Annotated in this window: 17 protein-coding genes and 1 riboswitch; of the genes, 12 read left to right on the forward strand and 5 right to left on the reverse strand. The window is 38.3% G+C overall.

Annotated elements, in window-relative coordinates; genetic code table 11:
- Positions 1-54 precede the first annotated feature (54 nt).
- Both hxlB and hxlA read right to left on the reverse strand, forming a co-directional pair.
- Positions 55-612 carry a 6-phospho-3-hexuloisomerase gene (hxlB, locus tag KHA99_RS21785; protein WP_213119569.1) on the reverse strand — a complete coding sequence of 186 codons (558 nt, stop codon included), beginning with the start codon at positions 610-612 and terminating at the stop codon, positions 55-57.
- An 8-nt stretch (positions 613-620) separates the two neighbouring features.
- The gene (hxlA, locus tag KHA99_RS21790) at positions 621-1253 is read right to left on the reverse strand and encodes a 3-hexulose-6-phosphate synthase (RefSeq protein WP_213119570.1); all 633 of its coding nucleotides are present in this window, start codon (positions 1251-1253) and stop codon (positions 621-623) included.
- 462 nt (positions 1254-1715) lie between these two features.
- Here hxlA and hxlR point away from each other — a divergent pair, with 462 nt between their 5' ends.
- Positions 1716-2081: a transcriptional activator HxlR gene (gene hxlR, locus KHA99_RS21795; RefSeq protein WP_108669074.1), complete on the forward strand. Its 366-nt coding sequence runs from the start codon at positions 1716-1718 to the stop codon at positions 2079-2081.
- Positions 2082-2142: 61 nt separating this feature from the next.
- Here hxlR and KHA99_RS21800 read toward each other — a convergent pair whose 3' ends face one another.
- Both KHA99_RS21800 and KHA99_RS21805 read right to left on the reverse strand, forming a co-directional pair.
- On the reverse strand, positions 2143-2370 hold the full coding sequence (locus KHA99_RS21800; protein ID WP_213119571.1) for a hypothetical protein: 228 nt from the start codon (positions 2368-2370) through the stop codon (positions 2143-2145).
- Positions 2371-2380: 10 nt separating this feature from the next.
- Positions 2381-3577 (reverse strand): benzoate/H(+) symporter BenE family transporter, encoded by a 1197-nt coding sequence (locus KHA99_RS21805; RefSeq protein WP_307852140.1) that lies wholly within the window; start codon positions 3575-3577, stop codon positions 2381-2383.
- Positions 3578-3907: 330 nt separating this feature from the next.
- Here KHA99_RS21805 and KHA99_RS30980 point away from each other — a divergent pair, with 330 nt between their 5' ends.
- The 3 genes from KHA99_RS30980 to KHA99_RS21820 all read left to right on the forward strand — a co-directional run bounded on the left by KHA99_RS30980 (position 3908) and on the right by KHA99_RS21820 (position 7031).
- Positions 3908-4189: a hypothetical protein gene (locus tag KHA99_RS30980; RefSeq protein ID WP_249366810.1), complete on the forward strand. Its 282-nt coding sequence runs from the start codon at positions 3908-3910 to the stop codon at positions 4187-4189.
- Between the two features lie 234 nt (positions 4190-4423).
- Positions 4424-5902, forward strand: a complete 1479-nt coding sequence (locus KHA99_RS21815) for an aminotransferase class I/II-fold pyridoxal phosphate-dependent enzyme (protein ID WP_213119573.1) — start codon at positions 4424-4426, stop codon at positions 5900-5902.
- A gap of 67 nt (positions 5903-5969) precedes the next feature.
- The gene (locus KHA99_RS21820) at positions 5970-7031 is read left to right on the forward strand and encodes an acyl-CoA dehydrogenase family protein (protein ID WP_213119574.1); all 1062 of its coding nucleotides are present in this window, start codon (positions 5970-5972) and stop codon (positions 7029-7031) included.
- Positions 7032-7100: 69 nt separating this feature from the next.
- Here KHA99_RS21820 and trmL read toward each other — a convergent pair whose 3' ends face one another.
- Entirely contained in the window at positions 7101-7571 is a 471-nt protein-coding gene (gene trmL, locus KHA99_RS21825; RefSeq protein WP_213119575.1) for a tRNA (uridine(34)/cytosine(34)/5-carboxymethylaminomethyluridine(34)-2'-O)-methyltransferase TrmL, read from the reverse strand.
- Between the two features lie 240 nt (positions 7572-7811).
- A riboswitch (cobalamin riboswitch) is annotated at positions 7812-8001 on the forward strand.
- 169 nt (positions 8002-8170) lie between these two features.
- On the opposite strand from trmL, the gene KHA99_RS21830 reads away from it, so the two are divergent.
- From KHA99_RS21830 to cbiB, 8 genes are read left to right on the forward strand one after another with little or no spacing between them, the layout of a single operon-like run.
- The gene (locus KHA99_RS21830; protein ID WP_213119576.1) at positions 8171-9151 is read left to right on the forward strand and encodes an ABC transporter substrate-binding protein; all 981 of its coding nucleotides are present in this window, start codon (positions 8171-8173) and stop codon (positions 9149-9151) included.
- Complete coding sequence (locus tag KHA99_RS21835) at positions 9148-10188, forward strand: FecCD family ABC transporter permease (RefSeq protein WP_213119577.1); 1041 nt, start codon at positions 9148-9150, stop codon at positions 10186-10188. The genes KHA99_RS21830 and KHA99_RS21835 overlap by 4 nt, the downstream gene beginning before the upstream one ends.
- A 3-nt stretch (positions 10189-10191) precedes the next feature.
- Positions 10192-11049, forward strand: coding sequence for an ABC transporter ATP-binding protein (locus KHA99_RS21840; RefSeq protein WP_213119578.1), 858 nt, complete (start codon positions 10192-10194; stop codon positions 11047-11049).
- Complete coding sequence (locus KHA99_RS21845) at positions 11036-12424, forward strand: cobyrinic acid a,c-diamide synthase CobB (RefSeq protein ID WP_213119579.1); 1389 nt, start codon at positions 11036-11038, stop codon at positions 12422-12424. Before KHA99_RS21840 ends, KHA99_RS21845 begins: the two co-directional genes overlap by 14 nt.
- Positions 12421-13467, forward strand: a complete 1047-nt coding sequence (gene cobT / locus KHA99_RS21850) for a nicotinate-nucleotide--dimethylbenzimidazole phosphoribosyltransferase (protein ID WP_213119580.1) — start codon at positions 12421-12423, stop codon at positions 13465-13467. Before KHA99_RS21845 ends, cobT begins: the two co-directional genes overlap by 4 nt.
- A gap of 28 nt (positions 13468-13495) precedes the next feature.
- A complete protein-coding gene (cobO, locus tag KHA99_RS21855) occupies positions 13496-14047 on the forward strand; it encodes a cob(I)yrinic acid a,c-diamide adenosyltransferase (RefSeq protein ID WP_213119581.1) in 552 nt (183 codons plus the stop codon).
- A 33-nt stretch (positions 14048-14080) separates the two neighbouring features.
- Complete coding sequence (locus tag KHA99_RS21860) at positions 14081-15589, forward strand: cobyric acid synthase (RefSeq protein WP_213119582.1); 1509 nt, start codon at positions 14081-14083, stop codon at positions 15587-15589.
- The gene (cbiB, locus tag KHA99_RS21865) at positions 15586-16560 is read left to right on the forward strand and encodes an adenosylcobinamide-phosphate synthase CbiB (protein WP_249366811.1); all 975 of its coding nucleotides are present in this window, start codon (positions 15586-15588) and stop codon (positions 16558-16560) included. Before KHA99_RS21860 ends, cbiB begins: the two co-directional genes overlap by 4 nt.
- Positions 16561-16569: the final 9 nt, after the last annotated feature.

Here is a 16569-nt window from a genome sequence, read left to right on the forward strand (position 1 = left end):
CATGGAAACAGCTTGCGGTCTTTCCTATTTAGAACTCGAGGAATAATAATATATTTATTCTAAGTTGGCGTGTCTACCGTACATCTTATTGGTATCCAAACCTTTTTTCTCCATGAACCGAAGAATCACAGCGTCGTAAAATAGTAAAAGTGTTTGCTCAAATAATGAGCCCATTGGTTGAATCGTCTTAAAATCACTTTCCGACTGATCTTTAGGTGAGCCAGGCAACTTAATTGTGATATCCGCTAATTGTCCAATAGTGGACTCAGGGAAAATGGTTACAGCTGCAATCGTCCCACCGATGCTTTTTGCTTTCCCAGCCATGGAAACTAAACCTTTCGTTTCTCCTGAACCTGATCCAATGATTAAGATGTCATCTTTTTCAAAGTTAGGGGTTACTGTTTCGCCAATCACAAAGGCATCAATCCCCATGTGCATCATTCGCATAGCAAATGATTTAGCCATAAATCCAGATCTACCTGCGCCTGCAACAAAGATTTTTTTTGATTCAAGTATCCCATTAACTAATTTTTCAGCTTCATCATTCGAAATTAAATCTACGGAGCGATTTAACTCTTTTATGATTTCAGCTAGGTATTGAGTTGTATTCATGATCTGAATTACCCTTGATTAATCATTTTTTGCATTTTGGCAGCAGCAGCTTTTTTATCAGCTTGTCCAGTAATCCCGCCACCTACAATGACAAGGTCTGGTTGTACTTTGATGACTTCTGGAAGTGTGTCTAACTTTATACCACCTGCGATTGCAGTTTTAGCATTTTTTACAACACCTTTGATGGTTTGTAAATCTTCAAAAGAGTTCTTTCCAACAGCTTGAAGATCGTAGCCAGTGTGCACACAAATATAATCAACACCCATAGCGTCCACTTCTTTTGCACGTCCAGCCAGGTCTTTTACAGCAATCATATCAACAAGGATTTTTTTACCTTTTTTTTTCGCTTCTTCAACAGCACCTTTGATTGACATATCTTCCGCAGTTCCAAGTATTGTGACGATATCTGCACCTGCTTCAGAAGCTTTCATTACTTCATAACCAGCTGCATCCATGATTTTTAGGTCTGCTAATACCTTTAAGTTAGGGAATGCTTTTTTAACAGCTTTTACAGCATGAAGACCTTCGTTAATAACAACCGGTGTACCAATTTCAATGATATCAATATGTTCCTCTACTTCTTTTACCAGCTCAATTGCTTCTGGGATATTTACTAAATCTAATGCTAATTGTAATTCCATCTATATTCACTCCAATAATTTTTTTTTATTGTTGTACAGTGATAATATCTCCAAAGAGTAATAATACTTTTACAGTAATATATCCTTATAGTGCATTATCTGTACCGGTCAGCAATAAGGGATATCATATTCTCCCGCTGAACAATAGCAAGTATACAACGTATATAACAACAATAAAAGTACGCACTTTTATTTTACATAGTGTTAAAAAGTATACTATAAGACAAACTGCTTAAAATAAAGGGAAATACAGTTGTTGGAACGCTTCCTCCACCAGTTAAGCCACTCACCGCAGCTTTAAATTGTTCCATCATTCTTTAACCCCTTTCTTGAACAGCAGAATAGAATTATATATTCACTGTATATATATAATGTATGGAAGTATATTACAAGTACAGACTTTTTTTCCATATAGTGAAAAAAGTATACTGTGGGTTATAATAAATATGGAGGTGATGTGAAATGTCGCGAATGCAGGATAAGATGTTTAATTGTGAAAAAGAATTAACTCTTTCTGTTATCGGTGGTAAATGGAAGATGCTTATATTATGGCATCTAGGAAAAGAGGGAACGAAGCGATTTGGTGAACTGAAAGCTCTTATGCCAGGGATCACGCAGAGAATGCTAGTTAATCAGTTGCGAGAACTGGAAGAAGACTTGATTGTAAAACGCGAAGTCTATCCCGTGGTTCCTCCAAAAGTAGAATACTCCCTTACTGAACAAGGAAGAAGCTTGATGCCGATTCTCGATGCTATGTATAACTGGGGAAAAGATTATATGGAAACTGCTGGGTTGAATCCTTTAGTAAGACAAGAGTCGATTAGGTAAATTTTAACTGGTAATCTAAGGTTGACTCCGGCCAAGGGGGTCAACCTCTTTTCATGATAATTTAATAATTATTTTTAGTATTTTGTAATGTCTCAAAATAAAGCTGATAATTAACTTTTATTTTCATTTTTCCCAAAGCGGCTAACCATACCTTTTCGTTGATGGGTTTGGAAAAGGGGCTAAGGGTGTGTGTCCCAATTTGAAGAGCCACCTTCAGCTCTTGCATTTTTTTTATGAGGTCCGTAGTTTTCATTTCTAATTCAGTTTCAATTTCCTTATTAAGCTGCATCAGTTCATACTTATGCTGTTTTGTTTACACTTTTTTCGCCTTTCTCTTCAGTAATATTTTCTATATATCGAGCAATGAATGAACCTATAAGTAAGGACCAAACCGGCGCGCTGATACTTAGAATTGTAGTGCCGGATAAACTAATAATAAAGGCAAATACAGTGCTAGTTTTTATTGAATGCTTCGAAAAAGCCTGATATAAACTATTTCCGAACACATTTAATAAAGAAAATCCAACAATTATGGAAATAAACTCTTTTGGCAAGGTTTGAATAAGTGGAACCAATTTCCAGGAAAATAATCCGTAAACTAAAAGAAGAACACCAGCTATTACAGCCCCCATATATCTTTTTTCCTTTGGTCCTGCTTCTTTATCTGAACAGATTGCCGTTGCCATACCTGCGATATTTGCAGATTGACCTCCAAAAAAGCTAGTTATTAATGAAAATAACCCGCTAAAGGAGATAATTTTATTTATAGGAGCCCGATAATCATTTTGTTCCAATGCACCAATAGCAACCGCTATATCATTACTTAGAATTAGAAGAGTAAGAGGGATAGCGATTGAAAGGAAACTAGATGTATTAAAGTCAGGAAACTGAATTTTAGGCATAAACGCTGCTGAAGTACCTTCAATGCTATTCAATGGATAGAACAGGTTCAATACAATAAACCCGATAATAATTGCTGAAATAACAGGTGGAAACTTAAGTTTCCATCTCAAAAAAATCAAAAAGGTGATTAAAGAAATAAATCCAACAATAAATAGAGTGTTTATGGAAACAATAAAATTCACCATATAGTGGGTTATCATTCCTGCCAACATTGCAGAAATTATTTCTTTAGGCACTAACTTAATAAATTTTGAGAAAAAACCAAGAAATCCAATGATGCCCATTAGTAATGCTGAAATTAAATATGCCCCAATTAATTCATTAAAGGTAAACTGAGATGTCATCGTTGCTAAAAATGCTACACCCGTAAGTGTATGGCCTCCAACAATTGGTATTTTACTATACAAAGGAAGAATAATTCCAAATAACCCGCCAAATACGTAGACTGCAAATATCCATAAGATCGACTGTGTTGTATTGAAGTTTCCGTTTGAAGATGCTTCCAATATAAGCGCAGTCGGACCTGTTATGACGAATATTCCCGCAACCATACCTGCCGAAATATTTTTATGATTTAAGTCTTTAAAGATAATGGATTCCCCCTATTCCACATGTAATCTGTGTTTTCCCCTCTTTTGCTTATACAATATTTACCTTTTTGCGTTTTGCTCAAGTAGACCCATTGTATACTAATCTAATTTTATAAAGGATTATCAGTTTTTACATCATCCAATCATCAGTTTTTATTACCATCCATTTACATTTTTAAAAAAAGTTCCTATATCAGGAATGTATTCTATCTTTTTTTAGGAATGGATGGTTAAAAAAGAGTATAAGTGGATGATTAAAAAAATTTTAATTCCTTTATATTGTGTATATGAAGTAAACAACACGTTCTATTAATATTATAGGTTATTGTGTGAATGTGTTCACAAATTTTTATCTTTACCAGTCTATTTAATTATTCAAATGTTGTTAGATTTAAAACTAAATTGATTGTGGGGATTGGTTATGAACGAGATAAAAAAGAATTTGGATTAAAAAGGGTAATAAAACTAGCATCTAATGAGAATCCCCTCGGACCATCTCCTAAAGCCATTGAAGCAATCTCTGGTAGTCTTACAGGACTTAATCGTTATCCAGATGCACATGCCATTGAGTTGAAGAAGATTATTGCATCATGGAGTAGGCACTATAGCCATTAACACAACTGAATTAAGAATCGCTTTTTCTTGCGTGGAAGAAGAGGATTTAGAAGAACTTTTTGAATTGGTATATTTAGGAATAAATGAAGTGATGGCAAAGGAAGTAGAAAATAATGTCTAATGCTACAGAAACACTTGATGGGTTAGGAAAGTATGTTTCAAGAGAACACTTTCATCATCTATTACAACTCTGATTCACTTTACTTTGCAAGATGAGAAAGGGTGAGAAAAGGATTGGTAAACCAATTTGAAACTCCGTTATTTACAGCTTTAAAAAAACATGCAGAAAAAAATCCAATCCAATTCCACATTCCCGGTCATAAAAAGGGGAATGGAATGGATCCTGAGTTTAGAGAATTTATTGGTGAAAATGCACTTTCAATCGATTTAATTAACATTGGACCTCTTGATGACTTACATCTTCCAAAAGGAATCATCAAACAGTCACAAGAGTTGGCTGCAAAAGCATTCGGTGCGGATTATACCTTTTTCTCTGTTCAGGGTACGAGCGGGGCCATAATGGCCATGATTATGTCTGTTTGCGCACCGGGTGATAAAATTCTGGTACCGCGAAACGTTCACAAATCAATCATGAGTGCGATCGTTTTTTCAGGTGCAGTTCCTATTTTTATTCATCCGGAAGTAGATTCCAAGTTTGGTGTCTCTCATGGGATTACACCAGATTCCATAGAAAGTGCATTAGTTTTACACCCGGATACAAAAGCTGTTCTTGTTATCAATCCAACCTATTATGGAATCTCTGGGGATTTAAGAAGAATTGTCAACATTGCACATTCTAGAAACATTCCGGTTCTTGTAGATGAAGCCCATGGAGCGCATATTCATTTCCATAAGGAACTGCCGTTATCTGCCATGGAGGCAGGGGCTGACATGGCTGCAACAAGTGTGCACAAATTAGGCAGTTCCCTTACTCAGAGCTCCATTCTAAATTTACGGGGAAAACTTGTTTCACCCAAACGGGTACAATCGGTTCTGAGTATGTTAACGACAACCTCGACCTCTTATTTATTACTGGCATCATTAGACGTAGCCAGAAAATCATTAGCTACAGAAGGACAAGCACTGTTGGAGGGCACGATTCGAAAAGCAGAAGAAACACGTTCGAAAATTAATGAAATTCCTCATCTTTATTGTATGGGGCATGAAATTCTGGAATCAAGTGCAGCCGTCGCGATGGATCCTACCAAGCTTTTAATATCTGTAAAAGAGTTAGGGATTACAGGATATGATGTTGAAAAATGGCTGCGAAATCGATTTAATATTGAAGTCGAATTGTCCGATTTGTACAACATCCTTTGTATTGTAACACCTGGAGATACTCAGGAGGATTTAAACACACTTATAAAAGCATTAACTGTATTGTCACAAGAATATAAAGTTCAAGCGGACATGAATATAAACAGTTCGGTCTTGTTACCTGAAATTCCTTCGTTGGCTTTAACACCACGGGATGCTTATTACGCTGAAACGGAAGTGATTCCATTTGAACAGTCTGTTGGAAGAATCATTGCAGAATTTGTAATGGTTTATCCGCCAGGCATCCCAATTTTTATACCGGGTGAAATAATTACGGAAGAGAATATAGTATACACAAGAAAAAATATCGAAGTCGGTCTTCCTGTTCAAGGTGCAGAGGATGAACAACTAAGAACTATTCGAGTTATCAAGGAATATATACCATTTAATAGTTAACAAACAGAAGCAAGAGAGCATTGAATGGAGGAAATAGAAATATCCTATCAGGATTAGGGGTGCAAATGTGATAACAAATAAAGAAGAGGTAGTTTTAAAACAAATCATTGATGAATATCTTCAACCATTTATCAGGCAAATAGATGAACATGCTTATTATCCTAAAGAATTTCTGAGTTCGGTCGGTAAAGCAGGTTTTTTTCATCCAAACGGATTACAAAAGGAACATGTCAATAATAGAGAGATGTATTTAATAGAAGAAACTGCGAAGTATTGCATGACATCAGCTTTTACATTATGGTGTCATTTAGCCGGTCTAGCGTCTGTGAGATTGAGCAACAATTTTTTTATTAATAAAAATTTGTTACCATTATTAGAATCAGGAGATAAACTGGTAGGGACTGGTTTATCAAACGCATTAAAATTTTATGCTGGGCTGGAAACTATCAGGCTTAAAGCTGAAAGAGTTGATGGGGGATATATCATAAATGGCAGTTTGCCTAGTGTTTCAAATTTGAAGGACGATCACTGGTTTGTTATCCTAGCATCTCTAAATCACCACCAGCGAATAATGTGTATGATACCTGTAAAAATTGAAGGTTTAGCGTTAGAAAGTAAAACAAATTTTGTTGGTATAAATGGTAGTGCAACTTACTCTTGTTCCTTGCATAATGTGTACGTTCCAGATGATTGGATTATCGCCGAAGAAGCAGACTCATTTATACAAAAAGTACGACCAACATTAGCACTCTACCAAATTCCTTTGGGAATAGGAGTATCTTATGCTTCTCTTAAATCTATGGAAGAGTGTTATTCCAGGGATGTAGAAGTTAATCAACATTTAAAACCGCAGCCAAAGGAATTGATTGAAGAACTACAGTGCATCCGCGAAAAAGCATATAAACTTGCAAATACTTTAGATCTATCGCTTATTTGGAAGGAAATATTGTTAACACGATTAGAAATAGCTAAATTGACCTTGAAAGTGGTCCATGCCGACATGCTCTATTCCGGTGGCCAAGCTTATTTACAAGGGAGTGCACCATTTAGAAGGCTGAGAGAAGCTTACTTTTTAGTAAATCTTAGTCCAACAATCAAGCATTTAGAGATGATTAAGTTAGGTGGATAATAATTTTTTTAAATAATATTTAACTTAGTTTAAACAATTAAACAAAATCTTCCAGTTAGGAAGATTTTGTTATTTTAAATTAGGAAATCCCTGCTGTCGCAAAGCCTCATACACCAATATCGCAGCTGTATTCGAGAGGTTCAGTGAACGAACATGGTCATTCATTGGTATTCTCAAAAAGTGATCTTTATGTGTTCTTAGTAAATCTTTTGGTAAACCCGTTGTTTCTTTTCCAAACATAAAATAATGTTCCTTTGAAACATCGCTGAAATCAAAGGATGAATGTGCTGTTTCACCAAACGTTTCAATATAGTAAAACTCACCATGATTTTTTGAAAAAAAGTCATCCAATGAGTCATAATACGTTATGTTTACAGACTGCCAGAAATCTAAACCAGCTTGTTTTATCATTTTTTCATCTGTTGAAAAGCCAAGCGGCCGTATTAAATGCAAGGCTGTATCCGTTGCGGCACACGTCCGTGCAATATTTGCCGTATTAGACGGAATTTCTGGTTGATATAGTACAACATGTATTGCCAAGAATGGTCACCTCTTACTTTCTTTTACCCTACAAATTATAGCATACAGTTTGTGAAGAAATGTACTTTGTAAAAGGGTCTTTTATAAATGTGCATTTGAAATTCTTCAAGTTTAGTTTGTGGATCCATTTATGTTTACCGGCGATACAGGTCTATTCTAATCTTATATCGCAAAACCAAATATTTGCTTATCATGAAGTATTTGCTATAATACTAGTTGAGTAATTTGCTTGACCAATTGAATCTTACATAGCTAGTAGGTGCCTTATCATTGGATAAGGTTAAAAGGGAAGTCGGTGAGAATCCGGCGCGGTCCCGCCACTGTTATTCGGGGATAACCTCGCAGTACCACTGTTCCAACTTAGGAATGGGAAGGAGAGGAAGTCACGTTACCCGTAAGCCAGGAAACCTGCCTATTAAGCTTGCCAACGAAATCCTTCGTGGAAAAGGATCGGCATAATCAGTATAAATATATTTATTTTTTCTGATTTTCGCGCGCCCTGTTTCCGAATGGAAGCAGGGCTTTTTTCGTTGTTATGGGAAAGACTTCAAGATATCAAGCTCATCTCGAACTATAAACGAAGGGAAGAGAATTGAGTAATGAGAAAGTTTTTGGCATTAATTTTGACTGTATTGATGATGGTGACAATCAGCGCATGTGGGACATCAAAAGAATCTTCAGGTGCTGATAAAAAACAAAAATCCGAAACAGCAACTGAAGAGGTAAAGGTTAAAGAAACAGTTTACCCGCTTACAGTGAAGGATGCAACGGGTGCTGAATTAACTTTTGATAAGGCACCGGAACGTATTGTATCTACCTCTCCATCAGAAACGGAAATTCTTTTCGCTCTAGGCCTGGGCGATAAAATTTTTGGTGTATCTGATTATGATGATTACCCTAAAGAAGCAACGACAAAGCCAAAAGTAGGCGGGGTGACTAAGCCAAATGAGGAAGCCATTATTGCTGCTAATCCGGATTTAGTAATCGGTGGCATTTCCATGAAAAATGATATTGCTGAGAAATTTCGTGGTTTAGACCTTAAGTTATATAAAACTGAGCCGAAAAAGATGGAGGATATTTTAAATAATATTATCCAAATTGGCATCATAACAGATACTCAGGAAAAAGCAGAGGAACTAGTGGCTAAAATGAAGGAAGATATTCGCACTGTCACAGAAGCTGCTGCAAAAATTAAGGAAGAAGATAAGAAAAAAGTCTATATTGAATTTTCTCCAGGCTGGACGGTTGGCAAGGGTGAATTTATGGATGAACTGATTACGCTGGCTGGCGGCGTTAATATTGCTTCAGATCTGGAAGGCTGGAATGCCATCAATGAAGAGAAGATCATTCAGGATAACCCGGATGTCATTTTGTATTCCGCTAATGTTGTTGATGATAAGTCTGGCAAACCGCTAGAGGAATTAATTAAATCTAGAAGTGGCTGGGATAAGATTACAGCCATTCAAGAAGGTCGACTGACGGGGATTGAAGGAAATATTATGTCCAGACCCGGACCAAGAATAACAGATGCACTGAAGCAAATTGCTGTGGCAATTTATCCGGAATCGTTTAAGAAATGAAAAGAAGATTAGCAATATGGGGGGGAGCGGGTTTCGTTCTCCTGCTTTTCTCAGTGGTCATTAGTTTATCGCTTGGTACTGCTAATCTAGCTCTTTCGCAAGTTTGGGGAATTCTCTTGCACCAGCTGCCTTTTTTACAAAGTCTCATAGATTCCAACTGGCCTGAATCAGCTGAGCAAATCATTTTAAAAGTTCGTTTGCCACGGGTTTTTCTTGCCATTCTTGTTGGAGCATGCTTATCACTTGCTGGTGCTGGCTTTCAAGGAGTGTTGCGCAACCCGTTAGCTGACCCGTATACATTAGGGGTAGCATCTGGGTCAGCGGTAGGTGCTGCTTTCATAATTCTATTCGGGTTTCATACTAGTTTATTTGGTATTTGGACCATACCACTGGTTGCATTTATGACAGGCCTGATTAGTTTGCTTGTTGTACTCCGTTTAGCAAATGTACATGGAAAGTTTAAAGTAGAAACAATCATTTTATCTGGGGTTGTCGTTTCTGCTTTTCTTGGATCACTTGTTTCCTTTATGGTGTCATTGTCAGATCAGGTGGTGAATGAAATCGTCTTTTGGCTGATGGGGAGTTTAGCCTTAAGAGGTTGGTCATTTACCTTTGTGCTCATGCCTTATTTAGCAATTGGAATAGTGGTGTTGCTGTCATATGGACGTACATTAAATTTATTTGCATTAGGAGAGCGGCAGGCAGCCCATTTGGGTGTCAACATTAAACGTACACGGCTCGTTGTGTTGGTCGTTTCCACCCTAATCACCTCTGCCGCAGTGTCAATTGTAGGAACGATTGGTTTTGTCGGGCTTGTCGTCCCACACTTAGTGAGGCTAATAGTTGGGCCGGATTACCGATTATTACTGCCATTGTCCGTGATATTTGGTGCAATATATGTCCTTTGGGCAGATACGATTGCCCGTACATTACTTAGCCCAACGGAGATTCCGCTCGGGGTTGTGACCGCATTTCTTGGCGCTCCATTCTTTGCGTACTTGCTTCGTAGAAATAAGCAAATGACAGGGGGAAGTTGATGGATGTTTATTGAAGTGGAAAGCTTAAGTAAACGGTTTGACAACCAGTCTGTGCTTGATGAAATTAGCTTTTCTGTGAAACGTGGAGAATGCTTGGGGATCATTGGACCGAACGGTAGCGGCAAGTCTACATTGTTAAAGCTATTGTCGGGAGTGGATCGTGCAACAGCCGGAAGAATTGAATTAAATGGGAAACGGATTGAACTTTATACACGCAAGGAACTAGCCAAATGGTTGGCAGTATTGCAGCAGGAATCTCTACCTCCAATTGGATTTACAGTAAGAGAGGTTATAGAAATGGGGAGGTTTCCTTTTCAAAATTGGCTCGGTGAAGAAAAAACAGAGATTGAACCACTAATCGATTCCATTATAGAGAAAATGGGGTTATCTGAGTTAAGTGATCGCCTGCTTGAAAGCCTTAGCGGGGGCGAGCGGCAGCGAGTAGCTCTTGGAAAGACAATGGCACAGCAGCCAAAGCTTCTGATGCTTGATGAACCGACCACCTATCTCGATATTGGTCATCAGGTACTTTTGATGGATCGGATTCGAGAATGGCAGCAAGAAGATGATCTGACCGTAATCGCGGTTCTGCATGATTTAAATATAGCTGCACTGTATTGTAATCGGTTGCTCCTGTTACATAATGGGAGAGTAGTAGCGGCTGGAGCTCCAAAGCACATCATTCGAGCAGATTTGATTCAACACATCTACGGTACTACACCCATTGTAATGGAACACCCTGTTTTTGGAGTACCACAAATTATCCTTCAAGGAGAAAGTATAGCGCAGCGTACACTTTCTATGAAGAGTGGTAAAGAAGGAATCAGCAGAAAGCGGAGGAATGGCTATGTCCATCAATAGAATTGTAGTTGCAGGTACGGGAAGCGGTGTTGGAAAAACAACACTGACAATTGGTTTAATGTCAGCGTTAATCAAGCGTGGTTTAACGGTTCAAGGCTTTAAATGCGGACCTGACTATATTGACCCTTCTTATCATACAGCTGTCACCAATCGAGTTTCTCGTAATTTAGACAGTTGGATGCTTACACATGATAGAGTTTTGGATATTTTTACGCATGGAAGTCGTGAAGCTGATATTTCGATTATAGAAGGAGTTATGGGATTTTTTGATGGGAAAAGTCCGGAAACGAATGAAGGAAGTACTGCAGAGATTAGTATAATAACCAAAAGTCCGGTATTGCTTGTTGTCAATTGTGAAAGTATGGCCCGAAGTGCAGCAGCGATTGTGAAGGGTTTTCAAATGTTTGCAGAAGGGCCAAATATTGCAGCAGTAATTGCCAACAAAGTTGGGAGTGAAGGTCATTTTCAGCTTGTCAAAAAAGCGATTGAACAAGAATGTCATGTTCCTGTTATCGGCTACTTGAAACGAGAGCTAGACATTGAAATCCCAGAAAGACATCTTGGACTTATTCCTTCCATTGAACGAGGAGAACTTACACCATTTTTCGATAAATTAGGAGACTTGGTTTTAGAGACGATTGATATGGACAAGCTACTTGAATTAGCTGAAGCTGAGCCGCTAACTGTAAGTGAAACATCCTCCATGTTTGAACAGAAGGAAGAAAAAATCATGAAAATGGCAGTTGCAAAGGATGAAGCCTTTAATTTCTATTATCCTGAGAATCTAGAAATGTTGGAAGCAAATGGTGTAGAGATTGTATATTTTTCACCTTTGGCTAATGAAGAACTGCCAAAAGATGTTGATGGCCTTTATATAGGAGGAGGCTTCCCGGAGGAATTCGCTCATGTGCTGGAATGTAATGTAAAGACAAAGAATTCTATCAAGAATTCAATTGAAGCTGGATTGCCTACTCTTGCTGAATGTGGCGGGTTCATGTATTTAACCGAGTCCATTGAAACGACGAAAAAGAAGAAGTATCAAATGATTGGGGTAATCCCAGGCAAGGTACAAATGAAAACATCTTTGCAAGCTTTAGGGTACAGAGAGATTAGTGGTCTAAATGACAATTTTATTCTAAAAAACCAAAGTGCAAGAGGGCATGAATTTCATTATTCCTCCTTTTTGCCTAACGAAGAGAAGCTCCCACATGCCTATGAAACGAAAGGGATGCGGGGTGTAAGCAAGGAAGGATATCTACAGCACAATTTAGTAGCTGGCTACACTCATTTTCACTTTGGCTCGAATCCGGCGCTGGTTGAGAATTGGATTGAAAAATGTTTGGAGTTTAAAGCTAGTAAGGGGAGAATAGGATGAAACAACTTTTCGAATCGATTCCAAAAGTTAATAAGGAAATGGGCAGACAGGTTAGTGAATATATTAATACGTTGACAAAGCCAATTGGAAGCCTTGGGAGGCTAGAAGAATTGGCGATTAAACTAGCAGAAATGAAAAATGAAGCATTTCCAAGTGTAACACCACCTGGAGTCCTGGTTTTTGCAGCGGATCATGGAATTACTCACGAAGGTGTTTCTGCCTATCCGCAAGCCGTGACAGAACAGATGGTTCGGAATTTTTTAAACGGTGGTGCCGCTATAAATGTCTTTAGTAGACAAATAGGTGCCTTACTTGAGGTAATCGACATTGGAGTAGCAAACGATATTGAACATGAGAGTCTAATAAATAAAAAGATTCGTTATGGTACTGCCAATTTCTATCGTGAGAATGCTATGAGCCGTGAAGAAGCTGAACAAGCGATTGAAGTAGGCTATCAGCAAGGCTTACAAATCATCAAAAAAGGGGCACAGTGTCTCATACTCGGCGAGATGGGAATAGGGAATACGACTTCAAGTAGTGCAATCTTAGCTGTTCTTAGCAATAGAGATATTTCTTCACTAGTAGGTAAAGGTACGGGGATTTCAGATGAAACATTAGTACATAAAGCTGAAATTATTAAACAGGCACTTGAAAGAAGGAGCCCTAATCCAAATGATCACATCGATATCATTGCTAAAGTGGGAGGACTAGAGATAGCAGGAATAGCAGGTGCAATGCTTGCTGCGGCGAGCAAGAGAGTACCGATTCTTGTAGATGGATTTATTTGTACCGTTGCAGCTTTAGTTGCAAAATCAATCTTTCATGGTGTTGATGACTATATGATTGTCACACATCAATCTATTGAACCTGGTCATCAGATCGCACTTTCACTACTAGGGAAGAAGCCCATTATTGATTTAGGACTAAGACTTGGAGAAGGAACAGGAGCAGCCATTTCCCATTCAATTATCCAATCGGCTACATTAATGTTAAAAGAAATGGCAACCTTTCACTCAGCAGGAATTTCAAAGAATGACAAATGAAAACTTCACAAAACTAGGAGGCCCCAACATGGATCAAGTTAACAAAAGGAAACAAGGCTTAACACTTGTGTACACAGGTCACGGTAAAGGAAAAACGACAGCTGCATTAGGTTTAACAGTACGAGCAGTTGGTAGAGGGCTAAAAGTAAAGATTTATCAATTTATTAAATCACCAGAGCGTTCATACGGGGAACAAATTGCCTTAAGTAAACTTGGTATTGAGATGGAACAGCTAGGAAGAGGATTCACCTGGACAAAAACCCCTGAGGAGCACAGAGAAGCGTTAAAGACCGGTTGGTCAAAGGCAAAGGAAACAGTAATGAGCGGAGAATATGATTTAGTGATTCTAGATGAAATAAACAATGCGTTAGCAATTGATACATTTCCTATTGAAGATGTTTTACCACTAAATGAAGTGATTGATCTAATAAAAAATAAACCAGCTCATGTTCATCTCGTTTTGACAGGAAGAGATGCTAAGCGGGAAATTAGAGATATCGCGGATCTGGTATCTGTTATTGAAGTGGAAAAGCATTACTACGATGAGGGTATACCAGCTGTAAAAGGAATTGAATTTTAAGGGGCAAGTCCCAAAATTGAGGAGTGAATGTTTATGGGGAAAGCTGTTCCTTTAATGATTCAAGGTACTCATTCAGATGCCGGCAAAAGTGCGCTTGTTACCGCTTTATGCCGGATATTTGTTCAGGATGGATTTAAAACAGCCCCTTTTAAATCACAAAACATGGCTTTAAATTCTTATATTACATTTGATGGGAAAGAAATCGGTCGTGCACAGGGTGTCCAAGCTGAAGCAGCAGGCATTCTTGCAACAACGGATATGAATCCCATTTTGATTAAGCCAAGCAGTAGCTGTGAATCCCAAATTGTTGTTCATGGAAAGCCATTTAAAAAGATGAAGGCAGGAGAATACCGACAGGACTTTTTTCAACAAGGCTTAACATTAATTCGAGATTCATTTGAAAAATTGTCTGTTCGTTATGACCGGATCGTTATTGAGGGAGCAGGCAGTCCTGCTGAGATTAATTTAAATGATCGGGAGCTTGTCAATATGAGGGTTGCCCAAATCGCTAACGCACCCGTGATTTTAGTTGGAGATATTGAAAAGGGTGGAGTATTTGCCAGTTTAGTAGGAACCTTGCAGCTGCTAGAACCGGAAGATCGAAATAGAGTAATTGGAGTCATCATTAATAAATTCAGAGGTGATGTATCATTACTTCAGCCGGGATTAACCTGGTTTGAAGAATATACTGTCGTTCCGATTTTAGGTGTTGTTCCGTTTATCGATAACTTACTAATTGAGGCAGAGGATTCAGTTGTGTTAAACAACTATACTTCTAAATTCGATGCTTCAAAGGAAATTGATATTGCGGTCATACGTCATCCATTGATATCTAATTTTACTGATATCGATCCTTTATTTGCGGAAAAGGATTGTCATGTTCGCTTTGTAAAAGCTGTAGAAGACTTAGGAGAACCAGATTTACTGATTTTACCTGGGAGTAAAAATACCATTGAGGATATGATGGTTTTACACAGCACAGGACTAGCCAATCGGATATTGGATTTGGCACAAAAGGATACGATGATCGTTGGTATTTGTGGTGGTTACCAAATGTTGGGGAATCGTATCGAAGATCCATACGAAGTTGAATCATCACATAAAAGTGTAGAAGGACTAGGGCTCATTCCGATGCAAACCTCCATGACCACACATAAGACAACTGTTCATTCTGTAGGAATGGCACGTTTTGGCGAGGAAAGCATTCTAGTTGCGGGTTATGAGATTCATATGGGTGAATCGTCCTTTGAAGAGGAATGCGACCATTTTGTTCAGTTAGCTGACAGAAGGGAAGGAACGATAACAAAGGATAAACAAATTATCGGAACGTACTTTCATGGTATTTTCAATAATGATCTATTTCGTGAGGTTTTTCTAAATGAAATAAGGTTAAAGAAAGGATTAGAGCCGATCAAGAACCGAGCCTCTTTTTCCCAAAAAAGAGAAGAAGGATTCGATGTATTAGCCAAGGTTGTGAGAGAAAATATCCAGTTAGACCGAATTAATAAGCTCATAACGGACTTTCAAAAGGAATCGAAATGATGGTAATGGTATATGAACCAACAATTTTATTCTGCACGATTTTATTTGCAGCAATTGTATTAGATTTATTGATTGGTGATCCTAGGTGGCTTCCGCATCCTGTTGTACTAATGGGGAAATTAATCACATTTTTAGAAAAGAGCTGGAATAGAGGAGAAGGTAGAGTCTGGAAAGGGATTTGCCTTACCGCAACAGTCGTTCTAGTCGTTTTTTTCCTTTCCTTATTTCTCGTCTTTGTCGCCTATCAATTACATCCAGTTGTTGGTGTTTTTGCACAGATCTATCTTATTTCCACTACGATTGCGATAAAAGGTCTTTCGTCTGCCGCAAAAGAAGTCCTAGTTCCTTTAGTGAATGGGAATATAGTAGAAGCAAGATTAAAGCTTAGTATGATCGTAGGTCGCGATACGGAAAGCTTACCGGAAAGTGAAATTGTTAGAGGAACTGTTGAGACTGTTGCTGAGAATACAGTCGATGGCATAACAGCGCCATTATTTTGGGCAATCATCGGAGGAGCACCACTTGCTATGGTGTACCGCGCCATCAATACGTTAGATTCTATGGTTGGACATAAAGATGAGCGATTCAAGCAATTTGGATGGGCATCAGCCAAGTTTGACGATCTAGTAAACTGGATTCCCGCGAGATTAACAGCACTTTCGATGTGGCTTGCAGCTTTTTTTATAAAAGGATCTAAAAAGAGAAATGGATGGAACATAACGTGGAGGGATGCAAGAAAACACCCCAGTCCAAATAGTGGCTGGTCAGAGGCAATGGCAGCGGGGTTAATCGGAATTCGGCTTGGTGGAATCAATTACTATCGGGGAAGAAAGTCAGTTCGTGCACAAATGGGAGATCCTTTAAGGAATTTGGTGTGCTCCGACATCGAAAAAGCCATTCGTTTTATGCATGGAGGATGGATTGTATTTTTCCTGATTGGTGTATGCTTGCTCCTGTTAGTTAGATCGTAAATGAGGTGA

This window comes from Neobacillus rhizophilus (assembly GCF_018343535.1).
Taxonomy (GTDB): Bacteria; Bacillota; Bacilli; order Bacillales; family Cytobacillaceae; genus Neobacillus; species Neobacillus rhizophilus.

What these genes read in the sequence shown, in the direction of transcription:
- KHA99_RS21835 (WP_213119577.1), top strand. Translation starts at nt 9,148, where the DNA reads ATGAAAAGAAGATTAGCAATATGGGGGGGAGCGGGTTTCGTTCTCCTG.
- hxlA (WP_213119570.1), bottom strand. Translation starts at nt 1,253, where the DNA reads ATGGAATTACAATTAGCATTAGATTTAGTAAATATCCCAGAAGCAATT.
- KHA99_RS21860 (WP_213119582.1), top strand. Translation starts at nt 14,081, where the DNA reads ATGGGGAAAGCTGTTCCTTTAATGATTCAAGGTACTCATTCAGATGCC.
- cobO (WP_213119581.1), top strand. Translation starts at nt 13,496, where the DNA reads ATGGATCAAGTTAACAAAAGGAAACAAGGCTTAACACTTGTGTACACA.
- cbiB (WP_249366811.1), top strand. Translation starts at nt 15,586, where the DNA reads ATGATGGTAATGGTATATGAACCAACAATTTTATTCTGCACGATTTTA.
- KHA99_RS21845 (WP_213119579.1), top strand. Translation starts at nt 11,036, where the DNA reads ATGTCCATCAATAGAATTGTAGTTGCAGGTACGGGAAGCGGTGTTGGA.
- cobT (WP_213119580.1), top strand. Translation starts at nt 12,421, where the DNA reads ATGAAACAACTTTTCGAATCGATTCCAAAAGTTAATAAGGAAATGGGC.
- KHA99_RS21840 (WP_213119578.1), top strand. Translation starts at nt 10,192, where the DNA reads ATGTTTATTGAAGTGGAAAGCTTAAGTAAACGGTTTGACAACCAGTCT.
- KHA99_RS21830 (WP_213119576.1), top strand. Translation starts at nt 8,171, where the DNA reads ATGAGAAAGTTTTTGGCATTAATTTTGACTGTATTGATGATGGTGACA.
- hxlR (WP_108669074.1), top strand. Translation starts at nt 1,716, where the DNA reads ATGTCGCGAATGCAGGATAAGATGTTTAATTGTGAAAAAGAATTAACT.
- KHA99_RS30980 (WP_249366810.1), top strand. Translation starts at nt 3,908, where the DNA reads ATGTGTTCACAAATTTTTATCTTTACCAGTCTATTTAATTATTCAAAT.
- KHA99_RS21800 (WP_213119571.1), bottom strand. Translation starts at nt 2,370, where the DNA reads ATGCAGCTTAATAAGGAAATTGAAACTGAATTAGAAATGAAAACTACG.
- hxlB (WP_213119569.1), bottom strand. Translation starts at nt 612, where the DNA reads ATGAATACAACTCAATACCTAGCTGAAATCATAAAAGAGTTAAATCGC.